The sequence below is a fragment of the Rhizobium sp. A22-96 genome, from assembly GCF_053521805.1.
This window is the reverse complement of record NZ_JBNWDQ010000002.1, coordinates 176,071-194,754: the sequence shown is the minus strand read 5'-3', so window position 1 is coordinate 194,754 and position 18,684 is coordinate 176,071. Positions and strand designations below refer to the sequence as shown.

General features: G+C 59.1%; 19 protein-coding genes. 8 read left to right on the top strand and 11 right to left on the bottom strand.

All coding sequences use genetic code 11. The features are described 5' to 3' along the window. Nucleotides 1-9: 9 nt before the first annotated feature. From ACQZ6F_RS07420 to ACQZ6F_RS07405, 4 genes are all read left to right on the top strand, one after another. Nucleotides 10-1,296 (top strand): beta-ketoacyl-ACP synthase, encoded by a 1,287-nt coding sequence (locus ACQZ6F_RS07420; protein WP_077468837.1) that lies wholly within the window; start codon nt 10-12, stop codon nt 1,294-1,296. 53 nt (nt 1,297-1,349) lie between these two features. Continuing rightward, entirely contained in the window at nt 1,350-2,378 is a 1,029-nt protein-coding gene (locus tag ACQZ6F_RS07415) for a zinc-binding dehydrogenase (RefSeq protein WP_077468835.1), read from the top strand. Between the two features lie 5 nt (nt 2,379-2,383). Next, nucleotides 2,384-3,316: a lipid A biosynthesis lauroyl acyltransferase gene (locus tag ACQZ6F_RS07410; protein WP_077469366.1), complete on the top strand. Its 933-nt coding sequence runs from the start codon at nt 2,384-2,386 to the stop codon at nt 3,314-3,316. Nucleotides 3,317-3,587: 271 nt separating this feature from the next. Then, nucleotides 3,588-4,310, top strand: coding sequence for a PAS domain-containing protein (locus tag ACQZ6F_RS07405; protein WP_077469365.1), 723 nt, complete (start codon nt 3,588-3,590; stop codon nt 4,308-4,310). A gap of 8 nt (nt 4,311-4,318) precedes the next feature. Here ACQZ6F_RS07405 and ACQZ6F_RS07400 read toward each other — a convergent pair whose 3' ends face one another. The 3 genes from ACQZ6F_RS07400 to znuA form a co-directional block, all read right to left on the bottom strand. Then, nucleotides 4,319-4,501: a hypothetical protein gene (locus ACQZ6F_RS07400; protein WP_449092258.1), complete on the bottom strand. Its 183-nt coding sequence runs from the start codon at nt 4,499-4,501 to the stop codon at nt 4,319-4,321. Further along, nucleotides 4,498-5,703, bottom strand: coding sequence for a GTP-binding protein (locus tag ACQZ6F_RS07395; RefSeq protein WP_449092259.1), 1,206 nt, complete (start codon nt 5,701-5,703; stop codon nt 4,498-4,500). The genes ACQZ6F_RS07400 and ACQZ6F_RS07395 overlap by 4 nt, the downstream gene beginning before the upstream one ends. An 81-nt stretch (nt 5,704-5,784) precedes the next feature. Continuing rightward, on the bottom strand, nt 5,785-6,768 hold the full coding sequence (znuA, locus tag ACQZ6F_RS07390) for a zinc ABC transporter substrate-binding protein ZnuA (RefSeq protein WP_449092260.1): 984 nt from the start codon (nt 6,766-6,768) through the stop codon (nt 5,785-5,787). Nucleotides 6,769-6,868: 100 nt separating this feature from the next. Between znuA and ACQZ6F_RS07385 the strand changes: the two genes are divergently transcribed. The 3 genes from ACQZ6F_RS07385 to ACQZ6F_RS07375 are packed head-to-tail and all read left to right on the top strand — an operon-like array spanning nt 6,869 to nt 8,965. Further along, a complete protein-coding gene (locus ACQZ6F_RS07385; protein ID WP_449092261.1) occupies nt 6,869-7,750 on the top strand; it encodes an ATP-binding cassette domain-containing protein in 882 nt (293 codons plus the stop codon). After that, nucleotides 7,743-8,570 (top strand): zinc ABC transporter permease subunit ZnuB, encoded by an 828-nt coding sequence (gene znuB, locus ACQZ6F_RS07380; RefSeq protein ID WP_449092408.1) that lies wholly within the window; start codon nt 7,743-7,745, stop codon nt 8,568-8,570. Before ACQZ6F_RS07385 ends, znuB begins: the two co-directional genes overlap by 8 nt. Further along, nucleotides 8,567-8,965, top strand: a complete 399-nt coding sequence (locus tag ACQZ6F_RS07375; protein WP_077468825.1) for a Fur family transcriptional regulator — start codon at nt 8,567-8,569, stop codon at nt 8,963-8,965. The genes znuB and ACQZ6F_RS07375 overlap by 4 nt, the downstream gene beginning before the upstream one ends. A 43-nt stretch (nt 8,966-9,008) precedes the next feature. Here the strand turns inward: ACQZ6F_RS07375 and ACQZ6F_RS07370 are convergent, their stop codons facing one another. Together ACQZ6F_RS07370 and ACQZ6F_RS07365 are read right to left on the bottom strand one after the other, a co-directional pair. Continuing rightward, nucleotides 9,009-9,539 carry a gamma carbonic anhydrase family protein gene (locus tag ACQZ6F_RS07370; RefSeq protein ID WP_449092262.1) on the bottom strand — a complete coding sequence of 177 codons (531 nt, stop codon included), beginning with the start codon at nt 9,537-9,539 and terminating at the stop codon, nt 9,009-9,011. A gap of 16 nt (nt 9,540-9,555) precedes the next feature. Further along, nucleotides 9,556-10,251: a fumarylacetoacetate hydrolase family protein gene (locus ACQZ6F_RS07365; RefSeq protein WP_449092263.1), complete on the bottom strand. Its 696-nt coding sequence runs from the start codon at nt 10,249-10,251 to the stop codon at nt 9,556-9,558. A gap of 143 nt (nt 10,252-10,394) precedes the next feature. Between ACQZ6F_RS07365 and dusA the strand changes: the two genes are divergently transcribed. After that, complete coding sequence (gene dusA / locus ACQZ6F_RS07360) at nt 10,395-11,408, top strand: tRNA dihydrouridine(20/20a) synthase DusA (RefSeq protein ID WP_449092264.1); 1,014 nt, start codon at nt 10,395-10,397, stop codon at nt 11,406-11,408. A gap of 276 nt (nt 11,409-11,684) precedes the next feature. Here the strand turns inward: dusA and ACQZ6F_RS07355 are convergent, their stop codons facing one another. From ACQZ6F_RS07355 to uvrB, 6 genes are all read right to left on the bottom strand, one after another. Further along, the gene (locus ACQZ6F_RS07355) at nt 11,685-11,897 is read right to left on the bottom strand and encodes a cold-shock protein (RefSeq protein ID WP_004109325.1); all 213 of its coding nucleotides are present in this window, start codon (nt 11,895-11,897) and stop codon (nt 11,685-11,687) included. 422 nt (nt 11,898-12,319) lie between these two features. Then, nucleotides 12,320-12,766 (bottom strand): hypothetical protein, encoded by a 447-nt coding sequence (locus ACQZ6F_RS07350; RefSeq protein ID WP_449092265.1) that lies wholly within the window; start codon nt 12,764-12,766, stop codon nt 12,320-12,322. A gap of 26 nt (nt 12,767-12,792) precedes the next feature. After that, nucleotides 12,793-13,539 (bottom strand): hypothetical protein, encoded by a 747-nt coding sequence (locus ACQZ6F_RS07345; RefSeq protein ID WP_449092266.1) that lies wholly within the window; start codon nt 13,537-13,539, stop codon nt 12,793-12,795. A gap of 185 nt (nt 13,540-13,724) precedes the next feature. Next, nucleotides 13,725-14,783: an adenylate/guanylate cyclase domain-containing protein gene (locus ACQZ6F_RS07340; RefSeq protein WP_449092267.1), complete on the bottom strand. Its 1,059-nt coding sequence runs from the start codon at nt 14,781-14,783 to the stop codon at nt 13,725-13,727. 142 nt (nt 14,784-14,925) lie between these two features. Further along, complete coding sequence (locus ACQZ6F_RS07335) at nt 14,926-15,399, bottom strand: SRPBCC family protein (protein ID WP_449092268.1); 474 nt, start codon at nt 15,397-15,399, stop codon at nt 14,926-14,928. A 197-nt stretch (nt 15,400-15,596) separates the two neighbouring features. Beyond that, nucleotides 15,597-18,410 carry an excinuclease ABC subunit UvrB gene (gene uvrB / locus ACQZ6F_RS07330; RefSeq protein ID WP_449092269.1) on the bottom strand — a complete coding sequence of 938 codons (2,814 nt, stop codon included), beginning with the start codon at nt 18,408-18,410 and terminating at the stop codon, nt 15,597-15,599. Nucleotides 18,411-18,684: the final 274 nt, after the last annotated feature.

Genomic DNA, 18,684 nt, shown 5'->3' with positions numbered 1-18,684 from the left:
ATTAGGATCATGACCGCATCCGCCTATAAGGATCACCTTGGACGCCCGATCGTTGCCGTCACCGGCATGGGTATAATCACCTCGCTCGGCCAGGGCTTGCAGGACAATTGGAACGCGCTTTCATCCGGCACGTCCGGCATCCACAATATCACGCGCTTTCCGACTGATGGGCTTTCCACACGCATCGCCGGCACAGTGGATTTCATCGATATTCCCTCACCGAATGCCGTCGAACGCTCTTTTGCTTTCGCACGCGAGACAACCATAGAGGCCTTGGCTCAGGCTGGCATCTCGGGTGATTTCGATGCGCCGCTGTTTCTTGCCGCGCCGCCGATCGAGCCGGAGTGGAATGCCCGCTTCGAGCTTGCCGATCGTTCGCCGCCGGCGGATCATGAGGGCGATGCCTATGAGCGTTTCCTGGCCGCCATGCGCCAGCGTCCGGACCCCGTTTTCCATGAGGCGGCGCTGTTCGGGGCTATTTCGGAGCGGCTTGCCGATCGTTTCGGCACGCGCGGCCTGCCTGTGACTTTGTCGACCGCCTGTGCATCGGGCGTGACAGCCATCCAGCTCGGCATCGAAGCCATCCGCCAGGGCCGTACGGCGCGGGCGCTGGTGGTGGCGACCGATGGTTCGCTCAGCGCCGAGGCGCTGATCCGCTTCTCGCTGCTGTCGGCGCTCTCGACCCAGAATGACCCGCCGACCAAGGCCTCCAAGCCGTTCAGCAAGGACCGCGACGGCTTCGTCATCGCCGAAGGGGCGGCTACGCTGGTGCTGGAATCGCTGGAGGCGGCGATCGCACGCGGCGCCAAGATCCTCGGCATCATGAAGGGCGCCGGCGACAAGGCCGATTCCTTCCATCGCACCCGTTCTTCGCCCGATGGTGGCCCGGCGATCGCCACCATTCGTGCAGCGCTGGCGGATGCCGGTATGGATGAAAGTGATATCGGCTACATCAACGCTCACGGCACGTCGACGCCTGAGAATGACAAGATGGAATATGGCGCCATGTCCGCCGTCTTCGGCGAGCGGCTTCCGACCATCCCGGTCTCGTCGAACAAGTCGATGATCGGCCATACGCTGACGGCGGCAGGCGCGGTCGAGGCTGTGTTCTCGCTGCAGACGATGCTGACCGGTACGTTGCCGCCGACGATCAACTACAACAACCCCGATCCGTCGATCGTTCTTGACGTGGTGCCGAACAAGAAGCGTGAAAAGCAGGTGAATGCCGTTCTTTCGAACTCCTTCGGGTTCGGCGGTCAGAACGCCAGCCTTGTCATGGCGCTTGAACCGGCTTAATCGGACGTTCGAAGAATAAATAATAATGCGCCCGAGAGGCGAAGGACTTTGCCATGCGTGCTTTGCAACTGATCGACGACCGCAAACTTGAGATCACCGATCTGCCGGAGCCTGAAGCGCCTGGCGCGGGTGAGGTGACGCTGCGCGTCAAGGCCGTCGCGCTCAACCATATCGATGTCTGGGGCTGGCGCGGCATGGCCTTTGCCAAGCGCAAGATGCCGCTGGTTATCGGCGCGGAGGCCTCTGGCGTAGTCGAAGCGATCGGACCGGGTGTTGCCAACGTCCTGCCGGGGCAGCTGGTGTCGATCTATGGCGCGCAGACCTGCGGCCTTTGCCGCCATTGCCGCGAGGGTCGCGACAATCTCTGTGAACATGTCAGCGGTGTGCATGGCTTCCATCTCGATGGCTTTGCGCAGGAGAAGGTCAATCTGCCGGCTCGCTTGCTCGTTCCGGCGCCTCCCGGCGTCGATGCGATCGGTGCAGCGCTTGCGCCTGTCACCTTCGGTACCGTCGAGCACATGTTGTTCGACAACGCCAAGCTTGAGCCCGGCGAAACGATCCTCGTTCATGCCGGCGGCTCGGGCATCGGCACGGCGGCCATCCAGCTCGCCAAGAAAATCGGCTGTACGGTCATCACCACGGTCGGCTCGGACGACAAGATCGAGAAGGCCAAGGCTCTCGGCGCCGATCATGTCATCAATTATCGCACCGACCGCTTTGAAGGCGTTGTGCGTAAGCTGACGAAGAAAAAGGGCGTCGATGTCGTCTTCGAACATGTCGGCAAGGATACCTGGGCCGGTTCGATGCTCTGCATGAAGCGCGGCGGCCGTCTGGTCACCTGCGGTTCGACATCGGGCGTCTCGACCGAAATGAACCTGATGATGCTGTTCCAGCAGCAGCTGAAGCTGTTCGGTTCCTTCGGCTGCCGCATGGAGAACATGGCGAATGCCATGCAGAAGATGGCACGTGGCCTCGTTCATCCTGTGATCGACACGGAAGTGAGCTTCGGCGATATCGACCGGGCACTGGAGCGCATGGAATCGCGCCAGATCTTCGGCAAGATCATCCTGAAGATGGATTGAGCCGCGTGAAGCTCTTCATCACCCGGATCGTTCTTGGGCTTAGGAATTTCCGGCAGTGGCTGGTGGCGCAGGTCATCTTCGGCTTTCTCAACTTTCTGAAATTGTTTCCCGCTGATGGCGGCATCAATTTTGCCGACTGGCTGACCCGCAGGATCGGTCCGCGCATGCGGCGGCACCAGCTGATGCTGACCAATCTGCGCAACGCCTTTCCCGAGAAGAGCGAGGACGAGATCGAGGAGATCGCGCTTGCAAGCTGGGGAAATATGGGGCGGCTGGCGGCGGAGTACGTCTTTCTCGACCGGCTCTTCGATTTCGATCCCCATAGCGACAAGCCCGGTCGCGTCGAGGTTTCGGGCATTCCGATCTTTCTCGATCTGAGAGACAACCCGCGGCCGTTCATCGTCTTTACCGGCCATACCGGCAATTTCGAGCTGCTGCCTGTGGCGGGCGCGGCCTTCGGTCTGACGGTGACGGTGCTCTTTCGCCCGCCGAACAATCCCTATGTTGCCAAGAAGGTTTTCGATTTCCGCGCAAAGCGCATGGGCAATCTCGTGCCGTCGCATGCGGGGTCGTCTTTCGCGCTGGCCAGAGAGCTCGAGGCAGGTCGTGGCGTCGGCGTACTGGTCGACCAGAAGTTCCGCAAGGGATTGAAAACCCTGTTCTTCGGTCGGGAGGTCAAGACCAATCCGCTCCTGCCGAAGCTCGTGCGCCAGTTTAACTGCGAGGTCTATCCGGCTCGTTGCATTCGCTTGCCCGGCAATCGCTACAGGCTCGAGATCGAACCGAAGCTGGAAATGCCCCGCAACGAGCTGGGCGGTCTGGATTTGACCGCGACCGCCCAAATGTTGAACGACAAGGTCGAAAGCTGGGTCAGAGAGCATCCCGAGCAGTGGCTCTGGTATCATGATCGCTGGAATATCAAGAAGACCGTTTTCTAGGTCTTGCTACCAATCGGCGATTTGAGGGTAGGAAAACCTCCTTCGATCCGGTCTCCATGCAGTCATTGTTGCCGGTAAGCCTTTCATTTCAGAAAGTTCTCCTTTCCAGGGAACTTCCACTCAACCGGATTGAAACAGGTTATAAGTCATGTTAATTCACATGATAGAAAGTCTGGTGAGAATGCGGACACCAGACTGATTATCCTTGGGCATGGTAACGCCGGGAATCGAGGCCTCGGTGTTTGACTATGGTCAGGGACAGGAGGGCAATTTGCTGGCACTCTTTCATGCCTTCTCCATGAAATGTAATCAGATTCAGCGTGCGATAAAACTTGGTGACGACGAGCTTGTAGCTTCACTCGACAGCGAATTAGAGCCACTTATCGCGGCTATTTTGGCTTATAAGGCCATGAGTCTGCTTGAAATTTACATGCAGCTACAATTCCTGAACAATCTCATCCGGGAAGAATCGGATGACCGTTCGCGCGTCATGCGCAATTCGGCATCGCTGTCGGTGCTGATCGATCGCTATTTCGGCGGCGCGAGCGAGTCGGCGACCGATGTTCTGGTGGCATTTTCGGCCAATAGAGAAGACCGTGACGATCTTTTCGGCTTCGACGAGGGCAGCGTCTTGAACGACGTCATCCTCAACAGTCTGCCGGATCGGGTCGCCGTTGTTACGCGCGATTATCGTTATCTCTACAGCAATGCGGCGAATTCGGAGTTTCTGAAATCGAAGCCGATAGAGCTGGTTGGACGACATATATCGGAATTTGTGGGTTCCGAACAATTCGAAGACAGTGTGAAGAAGAAGCTTGATGCCTGCTTTGCCGGCGAAAAGGTCGAATGCCTCTATCCGTCCTATCGTCAGGTCGAGCCCGGCAAGGTCTTCCATTGCAGCATGACGCCGCTACGCGCCAAGGCAGAAATCATCGGCGCATTGCTAGTCGTGCATGAGGTTAGCGTCGTTCCAGCCAATATGCTGGTGGCCTGAACTCGCGTTCAGGCCCCAAACAGCACTTTTTCGATCGAATCCGCCGTTAAGTGCGGATTCGTTTGCTCTTTGTCGATTTGGTCTCGATCAGGCTCCACAACGTTAGCTTGCGGAGCACGCTCCATTGCCGAGCCGTCGTCGCTGCATTCGATGCAATAGCAGCGAAATCTGATCACTTTCGGCGTTTTCATGCCGTTGGCCCGTTCCAGCTCACGAAGGGATCCGGCAGATTGCGCCAACGTTCGGGTGTAAAACGATCCGCCTTGACGAGGCAGGCGTCTAGTTCCGCGACGATCTGCTGCTCGTTCATTGGATCGGCACCGATAAATACCAATTCCTGACGTCGATCACCCCAGATCGAATCGAGATACGGCGCGAGCGCGCGCTTGAATGAGGGATCACGCGGCCATTGGTCCTGCGGCACGGCAGCCCACCACAGGCCCATCTTGCCCGTGCGAACAAGCGCGCCCGCCTGGCTCATTTCGCCGACATGATAAGGACGCGTGGCGAGCCAGAAGAAACCCTTGGCGCGAACGACACCCGGCCAGGGGCGATTGAGAAAGGCTTGAAATTTCGTAGGATCGAACGGTTTCTTCGCGCGATAGACGAAGGAGCGTATGCCATATTCTTCGGTTTCGGGAACGTGATCCTTGAAGCCGTGCAATTCCTTGTACCAGAGCGGATGCGTTTCGGCGCGATCGATATCGAAACGGCCCGTGCCGAGAAGCTCGACCGGCTCCACCGCACCGAAATCGGCTTCGAGCAGACGTGCATCTGGATTGAGGCCGACAATGATCTTGCGAGCGGCATCTCGCTGTTCGGCGGTGGCGGAGCCGATCTTGTTGAGGATGACGACATCGGCGAATTCGATCTGCTCGACCAGAAGGTCGACGATGGTCCTGTTGTCTCCATCGCCGGCGGTTTCGCCACGGTCGGCGAGGAAATCGGTCGAGCCATAGTCCGCCAGAAGGTTGGCGGCGTCGACCACGGTGACCATGGTGTCGAGCCGGGCAATATCGGAGAGACTGCTTCCATCCTCGTCGCGGAACTCGAAGGTTGTGGCGACGGGCAGGGGCTCGGCGATCCCAGTCGATTCGATCAGCAGATAATCGAAGCGATCCTGCTCGGCGAGTTGGCGCACCTCTTTCAACAGGTCGTCACGCAGCGTGCAACAGATGCAGCCATTGGTCATCTCGACGAGCTGTTCTTCGGTGCGCGAGAGATTGGCGCCGCCATCGCGCACCAGGGCGGCGTCAATATTCACCTCGCTCATGTCGTTGACAATGACGGCAACGCGCAGGCCCTGGCGATTGTTGAGGATGTGATTGAGCAGCGTCGTCTTGCCGGCGCCGAGGAAACCGGAGAGGACGGTGACCGGGAGCTTCTTGTTCATGGCAACCTCATTGTAATGTAATATCATTACATCTAGTGTTTTGAAAAAAGCGAGCATCTGGCTCGCTTCTTCCGGCGATAATCAGCCCTGCGCAGAGAGGCAGGACTTCAAGGAGCTTGCGATGCCGCGCATCAGATCGAAATAGAGATCCGGCCCTTGCGGCAGTGTCGCGGCCTCGGGATCGAGAACGCCCGATTTCGCGGATGTACCTTCCAGCACCACATTGACGAGCTTCGGCTCGAATTGCGGCTCGGCGAAAACGCAGGTGGCGCCGAGATCGGCAACCTTGTTGTGAATTTCCGATACGCGCTGCGCGCCGGGAATGCTTTCCGGGCTTACCGTGATGGAGCCTGAAACACGCACGCCATAGCGATGCTCGAAATACTGATAGGCATCGTGGAAGACGATAAAGGGCTTGTCCTTCACCGGCGCGACCGTCGAGGCGATTTCCGCGTCCAGCGCATCCAGCCTGTCGTTCAGCGACTTCTGGTTTGATTCATAGGTCAACGCATTGGCGGGATCGGCGGCGACCAGCGACGTAGTAATCTCGGCCACCATCGCTTTGGCATTGCGCGGATCGAGCCAGAGATGGGTGTCGAATTCACCATGATCGTGGTCGTGATCACCATGGGCGTGCGCGTGATTTTCACCGCCGGCCGGCTCGTCGCCGTCGTCATGCGGCTCGAAGGCGCCGCCTTCGCGGAACTTGAGCTTGGTGATGCCGGGCGCCTGATCGAGTTCAACGACGTCGGCATTGGAGCTAAGAGAGGCGAGTGGCTTCTGCAGAAAGGCTTCCATGCCCGGACCGACCCAAAAGATCACCTGCGCCTGCTGGAGGCTGCGGGCATTGGAAGGCTTTAGCGCATAGGTATGCGGCGAGGCAGCACCGTCGACAATCAGATCCGGTGTGCCAACGCCTTGCATGATGGCGGCGACAAGCGAGTGGATCGGCTTGATGGAAACGACAACCCTTGGTGCATCCGCTGCGGTCGCGGCGGTGCAGGCAAGCAGGCCGGAAAACAGTGCGGAGACAGCCAGAGGGAGGAAAGCTTTTGCTGCGTTCATGCGAGAAATGCCCTTGAATGGGTCTGTTATGTTATTACATCAATTGCGTTATGCTATAACGTGTGCGATAGCAGGGCGCAATAGCGCAGTTGGAAATTTCATGCTCTCTTCCATCGATAGCAAGAGCCGGCCGTTGGTGTCGCTCCACGATGTCGGCGTCCGCCGCGCTGGTCGCTGGCTGGTGCGCGGCGTCGATTTTTCCGTCAGTCGCGGCGAAATCGTCACGCTCATCGGGCCGAACGGTTCCGGCAAATCCACGAGTGCCAAGGCGGCGATCGGCGTGCTGAAGCCGGACGAAGGCCGGGTTGATCGGATCGCCGGCTTGAAGGTCGGTTATGTCCCGCAGAAGCTTGCCATCGATTGGACCTTGCCGCTCAGCGTGCAGCGCCTGATGACGTTGACGGGACCATTGCCCGACAGCGAGTTGCGCGCGGCACTGGAGGCAGTGGGCATTGCGCATCTGGCCAAGGCCGAGGTGCAGCATCTGTCCGGCGGTGAATTCCAGCGGGCTCTCCTGGCACGCGCCATCGCCCGCAAGCCCGATCTTCTCGTCCTCGATGAACCGGTGCAGGGGGTCGATTTCAATGGCGAGATCGCGCTGTACGACCTTATCAAGTCAATCCGCAATTCCGAGGGGTGCGGCATCCTGCTGATTTCGCATGACCTGCATGTCGTCATGGCCGAGACAGACACCGTCGTCTGCCTCAATGGCCATGTTTGCTGCCGCGGCACGCCGCAGGCGGTCAGCCAGAGCCCGGAATATGTCAAGCTGTTCGGCACAAGGGCAGCTCAATCGCTGGCGATCTACAGCCACCATCACGACCATACGCATTTGCCCGACGGTCGCGTGCAGCACGCCGATGGCTCGATCACCGATCATTGCCATGCCGGCGACGGCCATCATCACGATGATCACGGCGACCATCACCATGACCACGGTGATCATCATCATGATCATACCGGGGGAGAACGCCATGTTTGACGATTTCTTCCTGCGTGCCATTCTCGCCGGCGTCGGGCTGGCTTTGACCACCGGGCCACTCGGCTGCTTCATCATCTGGCGGCGCATGGCCTATTTCGGCGATACGATCTCGCATTCGGCGCTGCTCGGCGTGGCGCTGTCGCTGCTTTTACAGCTCAATCTCACGCTGTCCGTCTTTGCAGTCGCAGCGCTCGTTTCGATCCTGCTGCTGTTCCTGCAGCGGCGGCAGGCATTGTCGGCGGATGCGCTGCTCGGCATCCTCTCGCATGCGACCCTGGCGATCGGCCTCGTTATCGTTGCCTTCATGAGCTGGGTTAGGATCGATCTTATCGCTTTCCTGTTCGGCGATATTCTCGCTGTCAGCCAGTCCGATATTCTGGTGATCTGGGGCGGCGGCATCTTCGTGCTTGCGGCAATCGCCTGGCTGTGGCGGCCGCTGCTGGCTTCGACCGTCAATCCGGAGCTGGCCGAGGCCGAGGGATTGCGGCCGGAGCGCGCAAAGCTGATCTTCATGCTGCTGATGGCCGTCGTCATCGCCATCGCCATGAAGATTGTTGGCATCCTGCTCATCACGGCGCTGCTCATCATCCCGGCGGCCACCGCGCGCCGCTTCGCTTCGACGCCGGAAATGATGGCGATTTTCGCTTCGTTGCTTGGCGCCATCGCCGTTGTCGGCGGCCTCTTCGGCTCGCTGCGCTACGACACGCCGTCCGGTCCGTCGATCGTGGTTGCGGCGCTCATTCTGTTTATCTTCAGTTTACTGCCCCTGGTTCGCAGGGGCGTTGCGCCGGCGGCACAACAGAGAGGACAGTCATCATGACCACTCCGATGCTTACCAAGAACCAGTCGCTCGTCTTCGATGTTCTGACCAAGGCGGAAGCGCCGCTCAGCGCCTATACCATTCTTGACAAGCTGCGCGATCAGGGGTTTCGCGCGCCGCTGCAGGTCTATCGCGCGCTGGACAAGCTGCTGGAATACGGCGTTGTGCACCGTCTTGAGAGCATCAACTCCTTCGTCGCCTGCGCCCATCCGCATGAGGATTGCCATAGCCACGGCCTCGTCGCCTTCGCCATCTGCGAGAGCTGCGGCCAGGTAATGGAATTCCACGACCATGAGGTGGATCATCGCCTGATGGACTGGCTGAAGTCGCAGAAATTTAAAGCGGAGAAGTCAACCATCGAAATTCGCGGTCATTGCGCGAAGTGCGCGGCCTGAACTTGTGGCGGCGGCCGGTTCGTCAGCTCTTTATAAGATTTTCCTAATCCAATCTCTTAAGGTCGCGAGCAAAGCGCTGCCAGTTGGCGACGTAGTTGCGGGCGGAACGGCGCAGGCCCTCGATCGCCGCCTCGTCCAGCGTGCGGATCGCTCTCGCCGGCGCGCCGACGATCAATGATCCGTCTGGAAATTCCTTGCCTTCGGTGACAAGCGCATTGGCGCCGACGAGGCAATTATTGCCGATCTTCGCGCCGTTCAGGATCGTCGCACCCATACCAACAAGCGAATTGTTGCCGATGGTGCAGCCATGGATGATGGCGTGGTGGCCGATGGTGCAGCCTTCGCCGATGATCGTCGGGAAGGCAGGGTCGGTGTGCACCATCGTGCCTTCCTGGATATTCGTCTCCCTGCCGACGACGATCGGCTCGTTGTCGCCGCGCAGCACTGCGCCGAACCAGATGCCGACATCTTCGCCGATCTCGACCTTGCCGATCACGCTTGCATCCGGCGCGATCCAGTATAGGCCCGGACCGGGTGTTATCGGCGCATGGCCTGCAAGAGCGTAGAGTGGCATGGTCGATCCTCCTCGATCAGACGACGTTCAGTACCAGCGTCGCGACGCCATCGACGGCGCAGCTGATCTTGTCGCCGCGCGCAACGGGACCGACGCCGGCGGGCGTTCCGGTCATGATGACATCGCCCGGCGCCAGCGTGAACAGCTTGGACAGTTCGGCGATGATTTCCGGCACCTTCCAGATCATCTGCGAGAGATCGCCTCTCTGGGCCGTTTCGCCATTGCGCATCAGCCAGATGCCGCCCTTGTCGGGATGGCCGACGCGGGTGGCCGGTACCAGTGCAGAAACGGGTGCGGAATGTTCGAAAGCCTTGCCGATCTCCCAGGGGCGGCCGAGCTTCTTGGCTTCGCCCTGCAGGTCGCGGCGAGTGAAATCGATGCCGACGCCGTAGCCATAGACGCAGTCGAGCGCCTGCTCGACCGGGATATCGGAGCCGCCGTTGCGCAGCGCGACCACAAGCTCCACCTCGTGATGCACGTCCGACGACAGCGAGGGGTAGGGGAAGTCGCCCGATGTATCGAGATTGTCCGGGTTCTTCTGGAAGAAGAAGGGCGGTTCGCGGCTGGGGTCATGCCCCATTTCGATGGCGTGGTCGGCATAGTTGCGGCCGACGCAATAGACACGGCGGACCGGAAAGAGGCTAGTTTCACCCTCGATCGGCAGCAGGACAGGGGCAGGTACTGGAATGACTGTGGTGAGCGGGGCGTTCATGGCGGCTTTTCGAAACTCTCAATCTATCTCGGAAAGGCGTACTGCCTCCCGACTCCGTTAGCGAACCTAGCATCATTGTCGCTGCCGGGAAAACTGGCCTTTCGAAAGGTTTTGGTGTAGAGCGCGGGGCAGAAAGGTATCCCATGTATAGTGACGCGCAGAAAAACGGCCGCAAGATCTTTGCGGTAGCCCCGATGATCGATTGGACTGATCGCCATTGCAGATATCTGCATCGGCAGATCAGCCGGCATGCGCTGCTCTATACGGAAATGGTGGTGGCCGATGCGATCATCCATGGTCCGCGCGACAGGCTGCTGGGGCATGATGTGAGCGAGCATCCCGTCGCGCTGCAGCTCGGCGGTTCCGATCCGGCGAAGCTTTCCGAGGCGCTGCGGATCGCCGACGCCTATCATTATGATGAAATCAACCTCAATGTCGGCTGCCCGTCGGACCGCGTACAGTCGGGCACGTTTGGCGCTTGCCTGATGCTGACGCCGGAGACGGTGGCATCCTGCATTGCGGCCATGAAGGCGATATCGAAGGCACCGGTCACGGTGAAATGCCGTATCGGCGTCGACGAGCAGGAGCCGGAAGAGGTATTGCCGCAATTGATCACACGCGTGCTCGATGCCGGCGCCGATGCGATCTGGGTTCATGCGCGCAAGGCCTGGCTGAAGGGCCTGTCGCCGAAGGAAAACCGCGAGATCCCGCCGCTGGATTATGAGATCGTCTACCGCATGAAGCAGCGTTGGCCTGATGTGTTTATCGGCATCAATGGCGGCATTCAGACGCTGGACCAGGCCGAAGCCCATCTTGCCCATGTCGACGGTGTCATGCTCGGCCGCGCTGCCTATCAGAATGCTGCGGTTCTCGCCGACGTCGACCACCGCTTCTACGGCGATCCCGCCATTGTGGCCGACTGGAACGATTTGCGCGACCGGATGATGGCTTATGCCGAGCGTCACATCGCCAATGGCGGCCGCCTGCACCATGTCGCTCGCCATATGGTCGGCCTGTTCACCGGCCTGGCCGGCGCGCGCCGCTACCGGCAGATCCTGTCCACCGACGCCAACAAGCCGGGGGCAGGTCCGGAGGTGATCGCGGCTGCATTTGCTGCGGTGGATTTTGCCGGCGAGGGCGAACGCGTAAGTGCGTGAGGGGAGTGATCCCAAGCCGCCCTCGTGGTTCGAGACGGCCTTTTAGGCCTCCTCACCATGAGGACTGATCGATCTCGACCGGGTTTGACCAGAAAGTGACCTTTAACAGCGGGGCAAGGTTGACTCCAACCTCACCCTGAGGTGCGGAGGCTGGAAGCCGGAGCCTCGAAGGGCGAGGGTGGCCCCGAAGCTGCTGCAGGCCTGGTTTCGGTAAACGAAAAACGGCGCGGTTTGCACCGCGCCGTCGAAAACCTTGATCAGGCAATCACCAGAGGCTTAGTTAGCCTGGATGTTGACAGCCTTCGGGCCCTTGCCCATACGATCCGGCTCGGTGTCGAAGGTGACCTGCTGGCCTTCGCGCAGCGACTGGATGCCAGAAGCCTGAAGAGCGGAGATGTGGACGAAAACGTCCTTCGCGCCGCCGTCAGGAGTGATGAAACCAAAACCCTTGTCCTGGTTGAAGAATTTTACGGTGCCCTTGGTGGCCATGGGGGATAGTCCTTTACCCATCAGTCTTAGTTTATCCGGTAACCCGGACGGCTTTGCTCCCGCGACATGCGAAAGCCAGTCGAGAAGTCACGTACGGGGAAAGAACGTCTGCGCGGGCCAGAGACCCAACCGCTGCCTGCCGCAAGCGGATCACCAAATCAGTCCAGTCACCGGCATGTAAATGCCCGAGCATGCACATGGTTGACAGGATTTTGTGAAAAAGGCAAGGGGCAATATTAGGGTAGGGTGGGAGATGGGTGGGAAACGGGTGGGGATTTCAAGGGGTTGAAAAAACCGCTGCTTCGGCTGGCTGAGTGGCACAATGGCAAGCCGCCGATACACTTTCCGAGAAAATGATGGTTATCAATCAGCTCTTTCGGTCGAAAGCACGATACTTTTCGTCGGGTGGAGCGCTTGAGCCCTTATAGCCCTAAGGCTGCAATCATATCATTTTCTTCCAGATTTTCGATGCACTCGTTAATTTGGAGTAGCTTCCGCGATATATCTTTAAGAGTTTGTTTGGCTAGCCATTCATTACAGAGAGACTCAGAAACATAGATAACTATAATGACAGCACAAAGATATGTACCTAGTACCTCGTCATCGTCGGCCTCCGCGGAAAGTCGTCGTAAGTCGGAGTTTGAAAATGACCTCATAATAGCTTCAGAGGCATCGCGATGCACAAAATTGGAGAGGAATTTGTAAATATAATCATAAATGAATATATCTTCATCCTGTCCGGTGTTCTTTGCTAATTCACTATATGAGTATCCTATATTTACAGAATTTCCAGATTCATCAATTGCTTTCTTGAAATCTATCTTGCCATTCTGACGTTTTGCATAAGGAACAGCTCCGGCTGAAGCCATAATCCCATAGAATATCGATTTTATATCTATTTTTTTATTCTTATATTTTTTATTTTAAGATAATGTTCGATTAAAGCTCTTGCGACGATTAAACATTCATCATTGTATTCGTCGTTTATTGTTCGTGCAATGAATTCCATGGAGCGAGAAACAGATTTAAAGCTTGCGATTATGTATATTTTTTCATCTAAGTGTGAGTTTATTTTTATTCTATTTAATGTATACTCAAGCGATATGTCGCAAACAATCGCAAGCTCTTTTATCAATATTCTAAGCCTTTTGAAGCTTTCGTACTCTGTCGCTGATAAATATGTGAATTGATAGAACGGATCAACGCCCTCCTCTGAGAGTTTGAGGAATTCTTCTGCTGCATCACTAAATTCTTGCTTCTCAATATTGGAATAGACGCCTGCCTTTTCCATCACCATCTGACCGGTCTTCTGATAAGCAAATATAAGCTCTTCCGGAATTCCAGATTCACGCATACTTTTTGCCATTAAGCGAACAGTGTTATGCTCGTTGAGATAAATTCTTTCCCAAAAAACTGGATCTTTGCTTGTCGGTGATCGACCAAATACATCTTTGAAGCGCCGCCTACTGTCTTCAATACTGTCGACTAGTTCCTTTGGCATGGGAACCTTCCAGATGATGTCCCCACCACCCGCCCTGAAGAACCGTTTCTTTGTCTTTTTGTGACAGTCTTTGTAAAGTAAACCGGATCCGCATCCACACAGATCACGGGGTTTTAATTCGATTTCTTCGTCACTGCGCATATAGTCTCACTGCGATAAATTGCGTTAATATCTGTTTTGCGGGTTGGATCTGAGTCTTAAGCTCCGGGTCGACGACGGAATCCCTTGTAGGAGGTTACGCGCGGCTACTTGTTGAGGCTGCATTTACCTTCCCGAGTGTGCTCTTACATCAGCGACATTCCCTCCGTTTAGTACACCTGCAGATCTCATCGTTCCACCAAAGTAAACACCGCGCAAGGCTCCACAATTCCCCGCAATTGATGCTCTCCCAAAGGAATCAGCGCCACACTCGTCTCCGCCGCAACCGCGCCCGAGATGAGCACGCTGCGGCCAAGCAGTTTGCACAGGCCTTCGAGCCGGCTGACGAGATTGACGGTGGGGCCGATGGCGGTGAAGTCCAGGCGGTCGGCGGCGCCGATATTGCCCCAGAGCATATCGCCGAAATGCAGGGCAGCGCCGAAGGGGAGCGGTGGCAGGCCCTGCGTCAGGCGGGTTGCGTCGAGATGGGCCATGCCGGCGCGAATGGCGGTGGCGGCGCGCAAGGCCGCATCGCAGGCCTCTATCGGGGTGCCGGTGACCGGGAAGATTGCCAGTACGCCGTCGCCCATGAATTTCAGCACTTCGCCGCCGAACGCGTGCACGGCGCCGGCGACGCGGTCGAACCAGGCGTCGAGGGCAGCGATCATCACGGCCGGTTCCGTTGCCTCGGAAAGGGCGGTGAAATCCCTGAGGTCGGCGCAGAGCAGGGCGGCGCGGATGGTTTCGCCCGTGCCTCGACGCAGCGCGCCGGCCTGTACGCGGGCGGCACTCCTCCGTCCGAGATAGGCCTCGAGCAAGGCCGAGAGCGTCGCGCGGGCGGCAAGGCTTGCAAGGGGAGCGGCCGCAAAACGTGCGACCTGGTGTAGGCTGTCTGTCACCGAGGGATCGAAAGCTCCCGTCCCCGCCCAGCCGAGCATGGGACTGTCGGACGCAAGGCCAATCGCCTCTTCCCAGGTCGGGCCAAGCTCGGCCAGCCAATCACGCCCGGCCTGGCCAAGCGAAGCGCCGGCAAAGCCTAGGGCCTCGATGACGATGCCTGTCTCGGCTCGCCACAGCCAGGTGCGTTCCGTGATGATCGGATGCGGCACGGCCAGTGTCAGCGCGCCGCCGGCAAGCGGCAGCCCGGCGGTCAGCAATTGGCGACCGAGATCGGCCAGAAAGCGTTCGGGGCTGGGCGAGGAGCCGGCTTCATCGATCAGCCAGGCAAGGGGGGCGGGCAAATCCATATTGTGATCATGCCATGGCGGTTGCAGGCTGTCATCTGGTGCCTCTAAACCGGGATCGCTTTGTGAGGGTGCGATATGCGAGCGACAATGGTTCGAAGATCAGACCTCAACCCTCATCGGCTTGTCCGATAGTTTCCGCACCTTATTTCGCCGGCTGCCCGCGCTGTCCGTCTTCCCCGTGCCAGTGGTCCGGGCCGGGGTCCCGTCCGGCCGCGACTGCGGCAAGGCGATCGATGTAATGCGCCCAACCCCTGGCGTGGCCTTCACATTGCTCGACCGAGGGCAGGCCGGTATGGGTGAGGCGCAGCAGCGTTCCGTTCGGCGGCTCCTCGAGCAGATCGATCTCGACCAGGCTGGATTCGGGCGGAACCACTTCGCTGCCATCCCAGCCGAAACTATAGGCAAGGCGATGAACGGGTACGACTTCGCGAAACGAGCCGCGCGCGAAGCGGGCACCGGTGACGTTGACGAGATAGAGGCCGCCGGGCTTCGGCTCGACCTGCGCTTCCGTGCCCATCCAGCGGAGAATCTTTTCCGGGTCGGTCAGCAGTGCGAATACGGCAGCGGGCGGCGCCGAGACATGGGTCTCACGGCGGACGACGAAAGGCTCTGACATCGGTCTCTCCCCTGGTTGCTGTGACTTGCCCAAAGAGAGGCGATGCGGCAGCGCGCCTGTCATCCTCTCGTTGGTACCTCCTCAGATAACGGCATGTAGAAGCGAAATTAGCGTCCGCAAGGCATGGACGGATACTTCGGCCTCTTGTCACCTCCCATGAGACGGCAACGGAGCCAGGGGCTTCCGCTGGAGCTGGCTTATCGTCCTGGCCGTCCGGTCTTGCCCTTCGTGCGTCCCTTGCGTTGCTTCTCGTCCACCGGATCTTCATAGGAACCAACGCCGGGTTTCGCACGGATGACCGGCTTGTCCGGCACCTTGCCGATGACCGGCTTTTCGGTGCGGCCAACGGTCATCTCGTCGAGCGTGTTCTTTCGGAAGAGTGGAGTGCCGGCATCACTGCCTGGCCCCATTTCATCAAGGCTCGGCTTGGCGAAATAGCTGCTCGAGGCTGAGCCTTCATCCTGAGATGCGCCGTTTGAGGCGCTGGCTTTCGAAGGCTTGGGGCGGCCACTCTTGCCACCCTCGATGCTCTTCGCCTCTTCTCGCGCCATCGGATCGTCCATGACGGCCAGTTCCGCGGCCTTGAGGCGCTTGATCTCGTCGCGCAGACGCGCGGCCTTTTCGAAGTCCAGGTCTGCCGCGGCATCGCGCATGGCTTTTTCCAGCGCGTTGAGATGGGCCTGCAGATTGTTGCCGACGAGATGGCCACCATCCGCAAAGCCCTTGCCCGAGACGCCGCCGATATCGGCGCGCACATGATCCCGCTCGTAGACGCTGTCGAGAATGTCGGAAATCTTCGCCTTCACCGATTCCGGCGTAATGCCGTGTTCAAGATTGTAGGCCATCTGCTTCTCGCGGCGGCGGCTAGTCTCGTCCATCGCGCGCTGCATCGAGCCGGTGATGGTGTCGGCATAGAGGATGACCTTGCCGTCGACGTTACGAGCGGCACGGCCGATGGTTTGGACGAGCGAGGTTTCCGAACGCAGGAAGCCTTCCTTGTCGGCATCGAGAATGGCGACGAAGGCGCATTCGGGAATGTCGAGACCTTCGCGCAGCAGGTTGATACCGACGAGCACGTCGAAGGCGCCGAGGCGCAGGTCGCGGATGATCTCAATACGCTCCAGCGTGTCGATGTCGGAGTGCATGTAGCGCACGCGCACGCCCTGTTCGTGCAGATATTCCGTCAGGTCCTCGGCCATGCGCTTGGTCAGCACGGTGCAAAGGGTGCGGTAGCCCTTGGCGGCGGTCTCGCGAATCTCGCCGAGCACGTCGTCGACCTGGCTGCGGGCCGAGCGGACCTCGACCGGCGGGTCGATCAAGCCCGTGGGGCGAATGACCTGTTCGGCGAAAACGCCGCCGGATTGCTCCATTTCCCAGCTGCCTGGCGTTGCCGAAACCGCGATCGTGTCCGGGCGCATGGCGTCCCATTCCTCGAAGCGCAGCGGCCGGTTGTCCATGCAGGAGGGCAGGCGGAAGCCGTATTCGGCCAGCGTTGCCTTGCGCCTGAAGTCGCCACGATACATGCCGCCGATCTGGCTGACGGAAACGTGGCTTTCGTCGATGAAGAGCAGGGCGTTGTCGGGAATATATTCGAACAGGGTCGGCGGTGGTTCGCCGGGATTGCGGCCGGTGAGGTAACGCGAATAGTTCTCGATGCCGGCGCAGGAGCCGGTAGCCTCGAGCATTTCGACGTCATAGCGCGTACGTTGCTCAAGCCGTTGTGCCTCAAGCAGGCGTCCAGCCTTCTCCAGCTCCGCGAGCCGGATTCGCAGCTCTTCCTTGATCGCCTTGATGGCGCCGTTCAGCGTCGGGCGCGGCGTGACATAGTGCGAGTTGGCGTAGATCTTCACCGATTTCAGGTCGCCGGTCTTCTGGCCGGTCAGCGGATCGAATTCGGTGATGGCGTCGATCTCGTCGCCGAACATGGAGATGCGCCAGGCGGCATCTTCCAGGTGGGCCGGGAAGATTTCGATCGTGTCGCCACGGACGCGGAAGGAGCCACGGATGAAATCCATGTCGCGGCGCTTGTATTGCTGCGCCACGAGGTCGGCGAGGAGTTGGCGCTGGTCCAGCCGGTCGCCGACATTCATCTGGAAAGTCATCGCCGTGTAGGTTTCGACCGAGCCGATACCGTAGATGCAGGAGACCGAGGCGACGATGATGCAGTCGTCACGTTCCAGCAGCGAGCGCGTCGCCGAATGGCGCATGCGGTCGATCTGCTCGTTGATCGAGCTTTCCTTCTCGATGAAGGTGTCCGAGCGCGGCACATAGGCTTCCGGTTGGTAGTAGTCGTAATAGGAGACGAAATACTCGACCGCGTTATCCGGGAAGAAGTTCTTGAACTCGGAATAGAGCTGGGCTGCCAAGGTCTTGTTCGGGGCGAGGATGACGGCGGGGCGTTGTGTCGCCTCGATCACCTTCGCCATGGTGAAAGTCTTGCCGGAGCCGGTGACGCCGAGCAGCACCTGGCTGCGGTCACCATTGTCCAGACCTTCGACGAGATCACGGATGGCGGTCGGCTGGTCGCCGGCGGGCTCATAGTCCGAGGCCATGCGAATCTGGATGCCGCCTTCGGATTTTGCCGGGCGGGCGGGGCGGTGCGGCGTCCAGAGCTTACCGTCCTTGAAGAGCGGATTGCCGCTTTCGATCAGTGCCGACAGCGCCTCGACCGTCGCCGTCACGGCCGTGCCGGCATTGGCGGCGTTTTCCAGCGATGTGTCCATGCCGGACACCGGGTTGAGGCCGGCGGCGGCGCGGGTTTTCGGGTCGGTCGATCCGCCCATCGAGGTGCCGCGCCCTGATTTGGAGGCGGCGATTTCCACTTTCTTGCGGTGCTTGCCGGCCTTCGAGGCAATCTCGCGCTGCGTCTCGATGCCAGACATTTCGGCATCGGCCTCGAGCTGCTTTACCCAATCAGCAACGCCGCCGCTCAGCGGCGCGCCTTCAAACGGAGCCTGTGGCGCCTCTTCGAAACCGGACGAGGCGGGGGATTTTTTCGGTGCTTTAGCCATGGGGCGAATATGGCGAGAGAATGCGCGGATGTGAAGAGGCAAAGGGTACAAAAGGGAAACAAACTAAAGGAATTTTCCATTATTCGAAGATGTCAAATGTGTTACAACTCAAAGGCGGCTGGTGCGTTATCGCTGACCCCAAAATCCGCGCAGCGCAATCCTCACTGGCGCCAAAGGAGGAACCAAACCGCAACGTCGACATGCCCGGCCAGTGCCGGGTTCCCCCAGCTTCGACGGCATCCGGAATTACCCGCCTCGCCGCCGCCATCCGGTC

Bases quoted from the DNA above. Each gene is read 5' to 3' on its own strand.
- znuB (WP_449092408.1), top strand. From the start codon at position 7,743: ATGTTTGACGATTTCTTCCTGCGTGCCATTCTCGCCGGCGTCGGGCTG.
- ACQZ6F_RS07365 (WP_449092263.1), bottom strand. From the start codon at position 10,251: ATGAACGCCCCGCTCACCACAGTCATTCCAGTACCTGCCCCTGTCCTG.
- ACQZ6F_RS07375 (WP_077468825.1), top strand. From the start codon at position 8,567: ATGACCACTCCGATGCTTACCAAGAACCAGTCGCTCGTCTTCGATGTT.
- dusA (WP_449092264.1), top strand. From the start codon at position 10,395: ATGTATAGTGACGCGCAGAAAAACGGCCGCAAGATCTTTGCGGTAGCC.
- ACQZ6F_RS07415 (WP_077468835.1), top strand. From the start codon at position 1,350: ATGCGTGCTTTGCAACTGATCGACGACCGCAAACTTGAGATCACCGAT.
- ACQZ6F_RS07370 (WP_449092262.1), bottom strand. From the start codon at position 9,539: ATGCCACTCTACGCTCTTGCAGGCCATGCGCCGATAACACCCGGTCCG.
- ACQZ6F_RS07350 (WP_449092265.1), bottom strand. From the start codon at position 12,766: ATGGCTTCAGCCGGAGCTGTTCCTTATGCAAAACGTCAGAATGGCAAG.
- ACQZ6F_RS07345 (WP_449092266.1), bottom strand. From the start codon at position 13,539: ATGCGCAGTGACGAAGAAATCGAATTAAAACCCCGTGATCTGTGTGGA.
- ACQZ6F_RS07395 (WP_449092259.1), bottom strand. From the start codon at position 5,703: ATGAACAAGAAGCTCCCGGTCACCGTCCTCTCCGGTTTCCTCGGCGCC.
- ACQZ6F_RS07385 (WP_449092261.1), top strand. From the start codon at position 6,869: ATGCTCTCTTCCATCGATAGCAAGAGCCGGCCGTTGGTGTCGCTCCAC.
- ACQZ6F_RS07355 (WP_004109325.1), bottom strand. From the start codon at position 11,897: ATGGCCACCAAGGGCACCGTAAAATTCTTCAACCAGGACAAGGGTTTT.
- znuA (WP_449092260.1), bottom strand. From the start codon at position 6,768: ATGAACGCAGCAAAAGCTTTCCTCCCTCTGGCTGTCTCCGCACTGTTT.
- ACQZ6F_RS07400 (WP_449092258.1), bottom strand. From the start codon at position 4,501: ATGAAAACGCCGAAAGTGATCAGATTTCGCTGCTATTGCATCGAATGC.
- uvrB (WP_449092269.1), bottom strand. From the start codon at position 18,410: ATGGCTAAAGCACCGAAAAAATCCCCCGCCTCGTCCGGTTTCGAAGAG.
- ACQZ6F_RS07335 (WP_449092268.1), bottom strand. From the start codon at position 15,399: ATGTCAGAGCCTTTCGTCGTCCGCCGTGAGACCCATGTCTCGGCGCCG.
- ACQZ6F_RS07340 (WP_449092267.1), bottom strand. From the start codon at position 14,783: ATGGATTTGCCCGCCCCCCTTGCCTGGCTGATCGATGAAGCCGGCTCC.
- ACQZ6F_RS07420 (WP_077468837.1), top strand. From the start codon at position 10: ATGACCGCATCCGCCTATAAGGATCACCTTGGACGCCCGATCGTTGCC.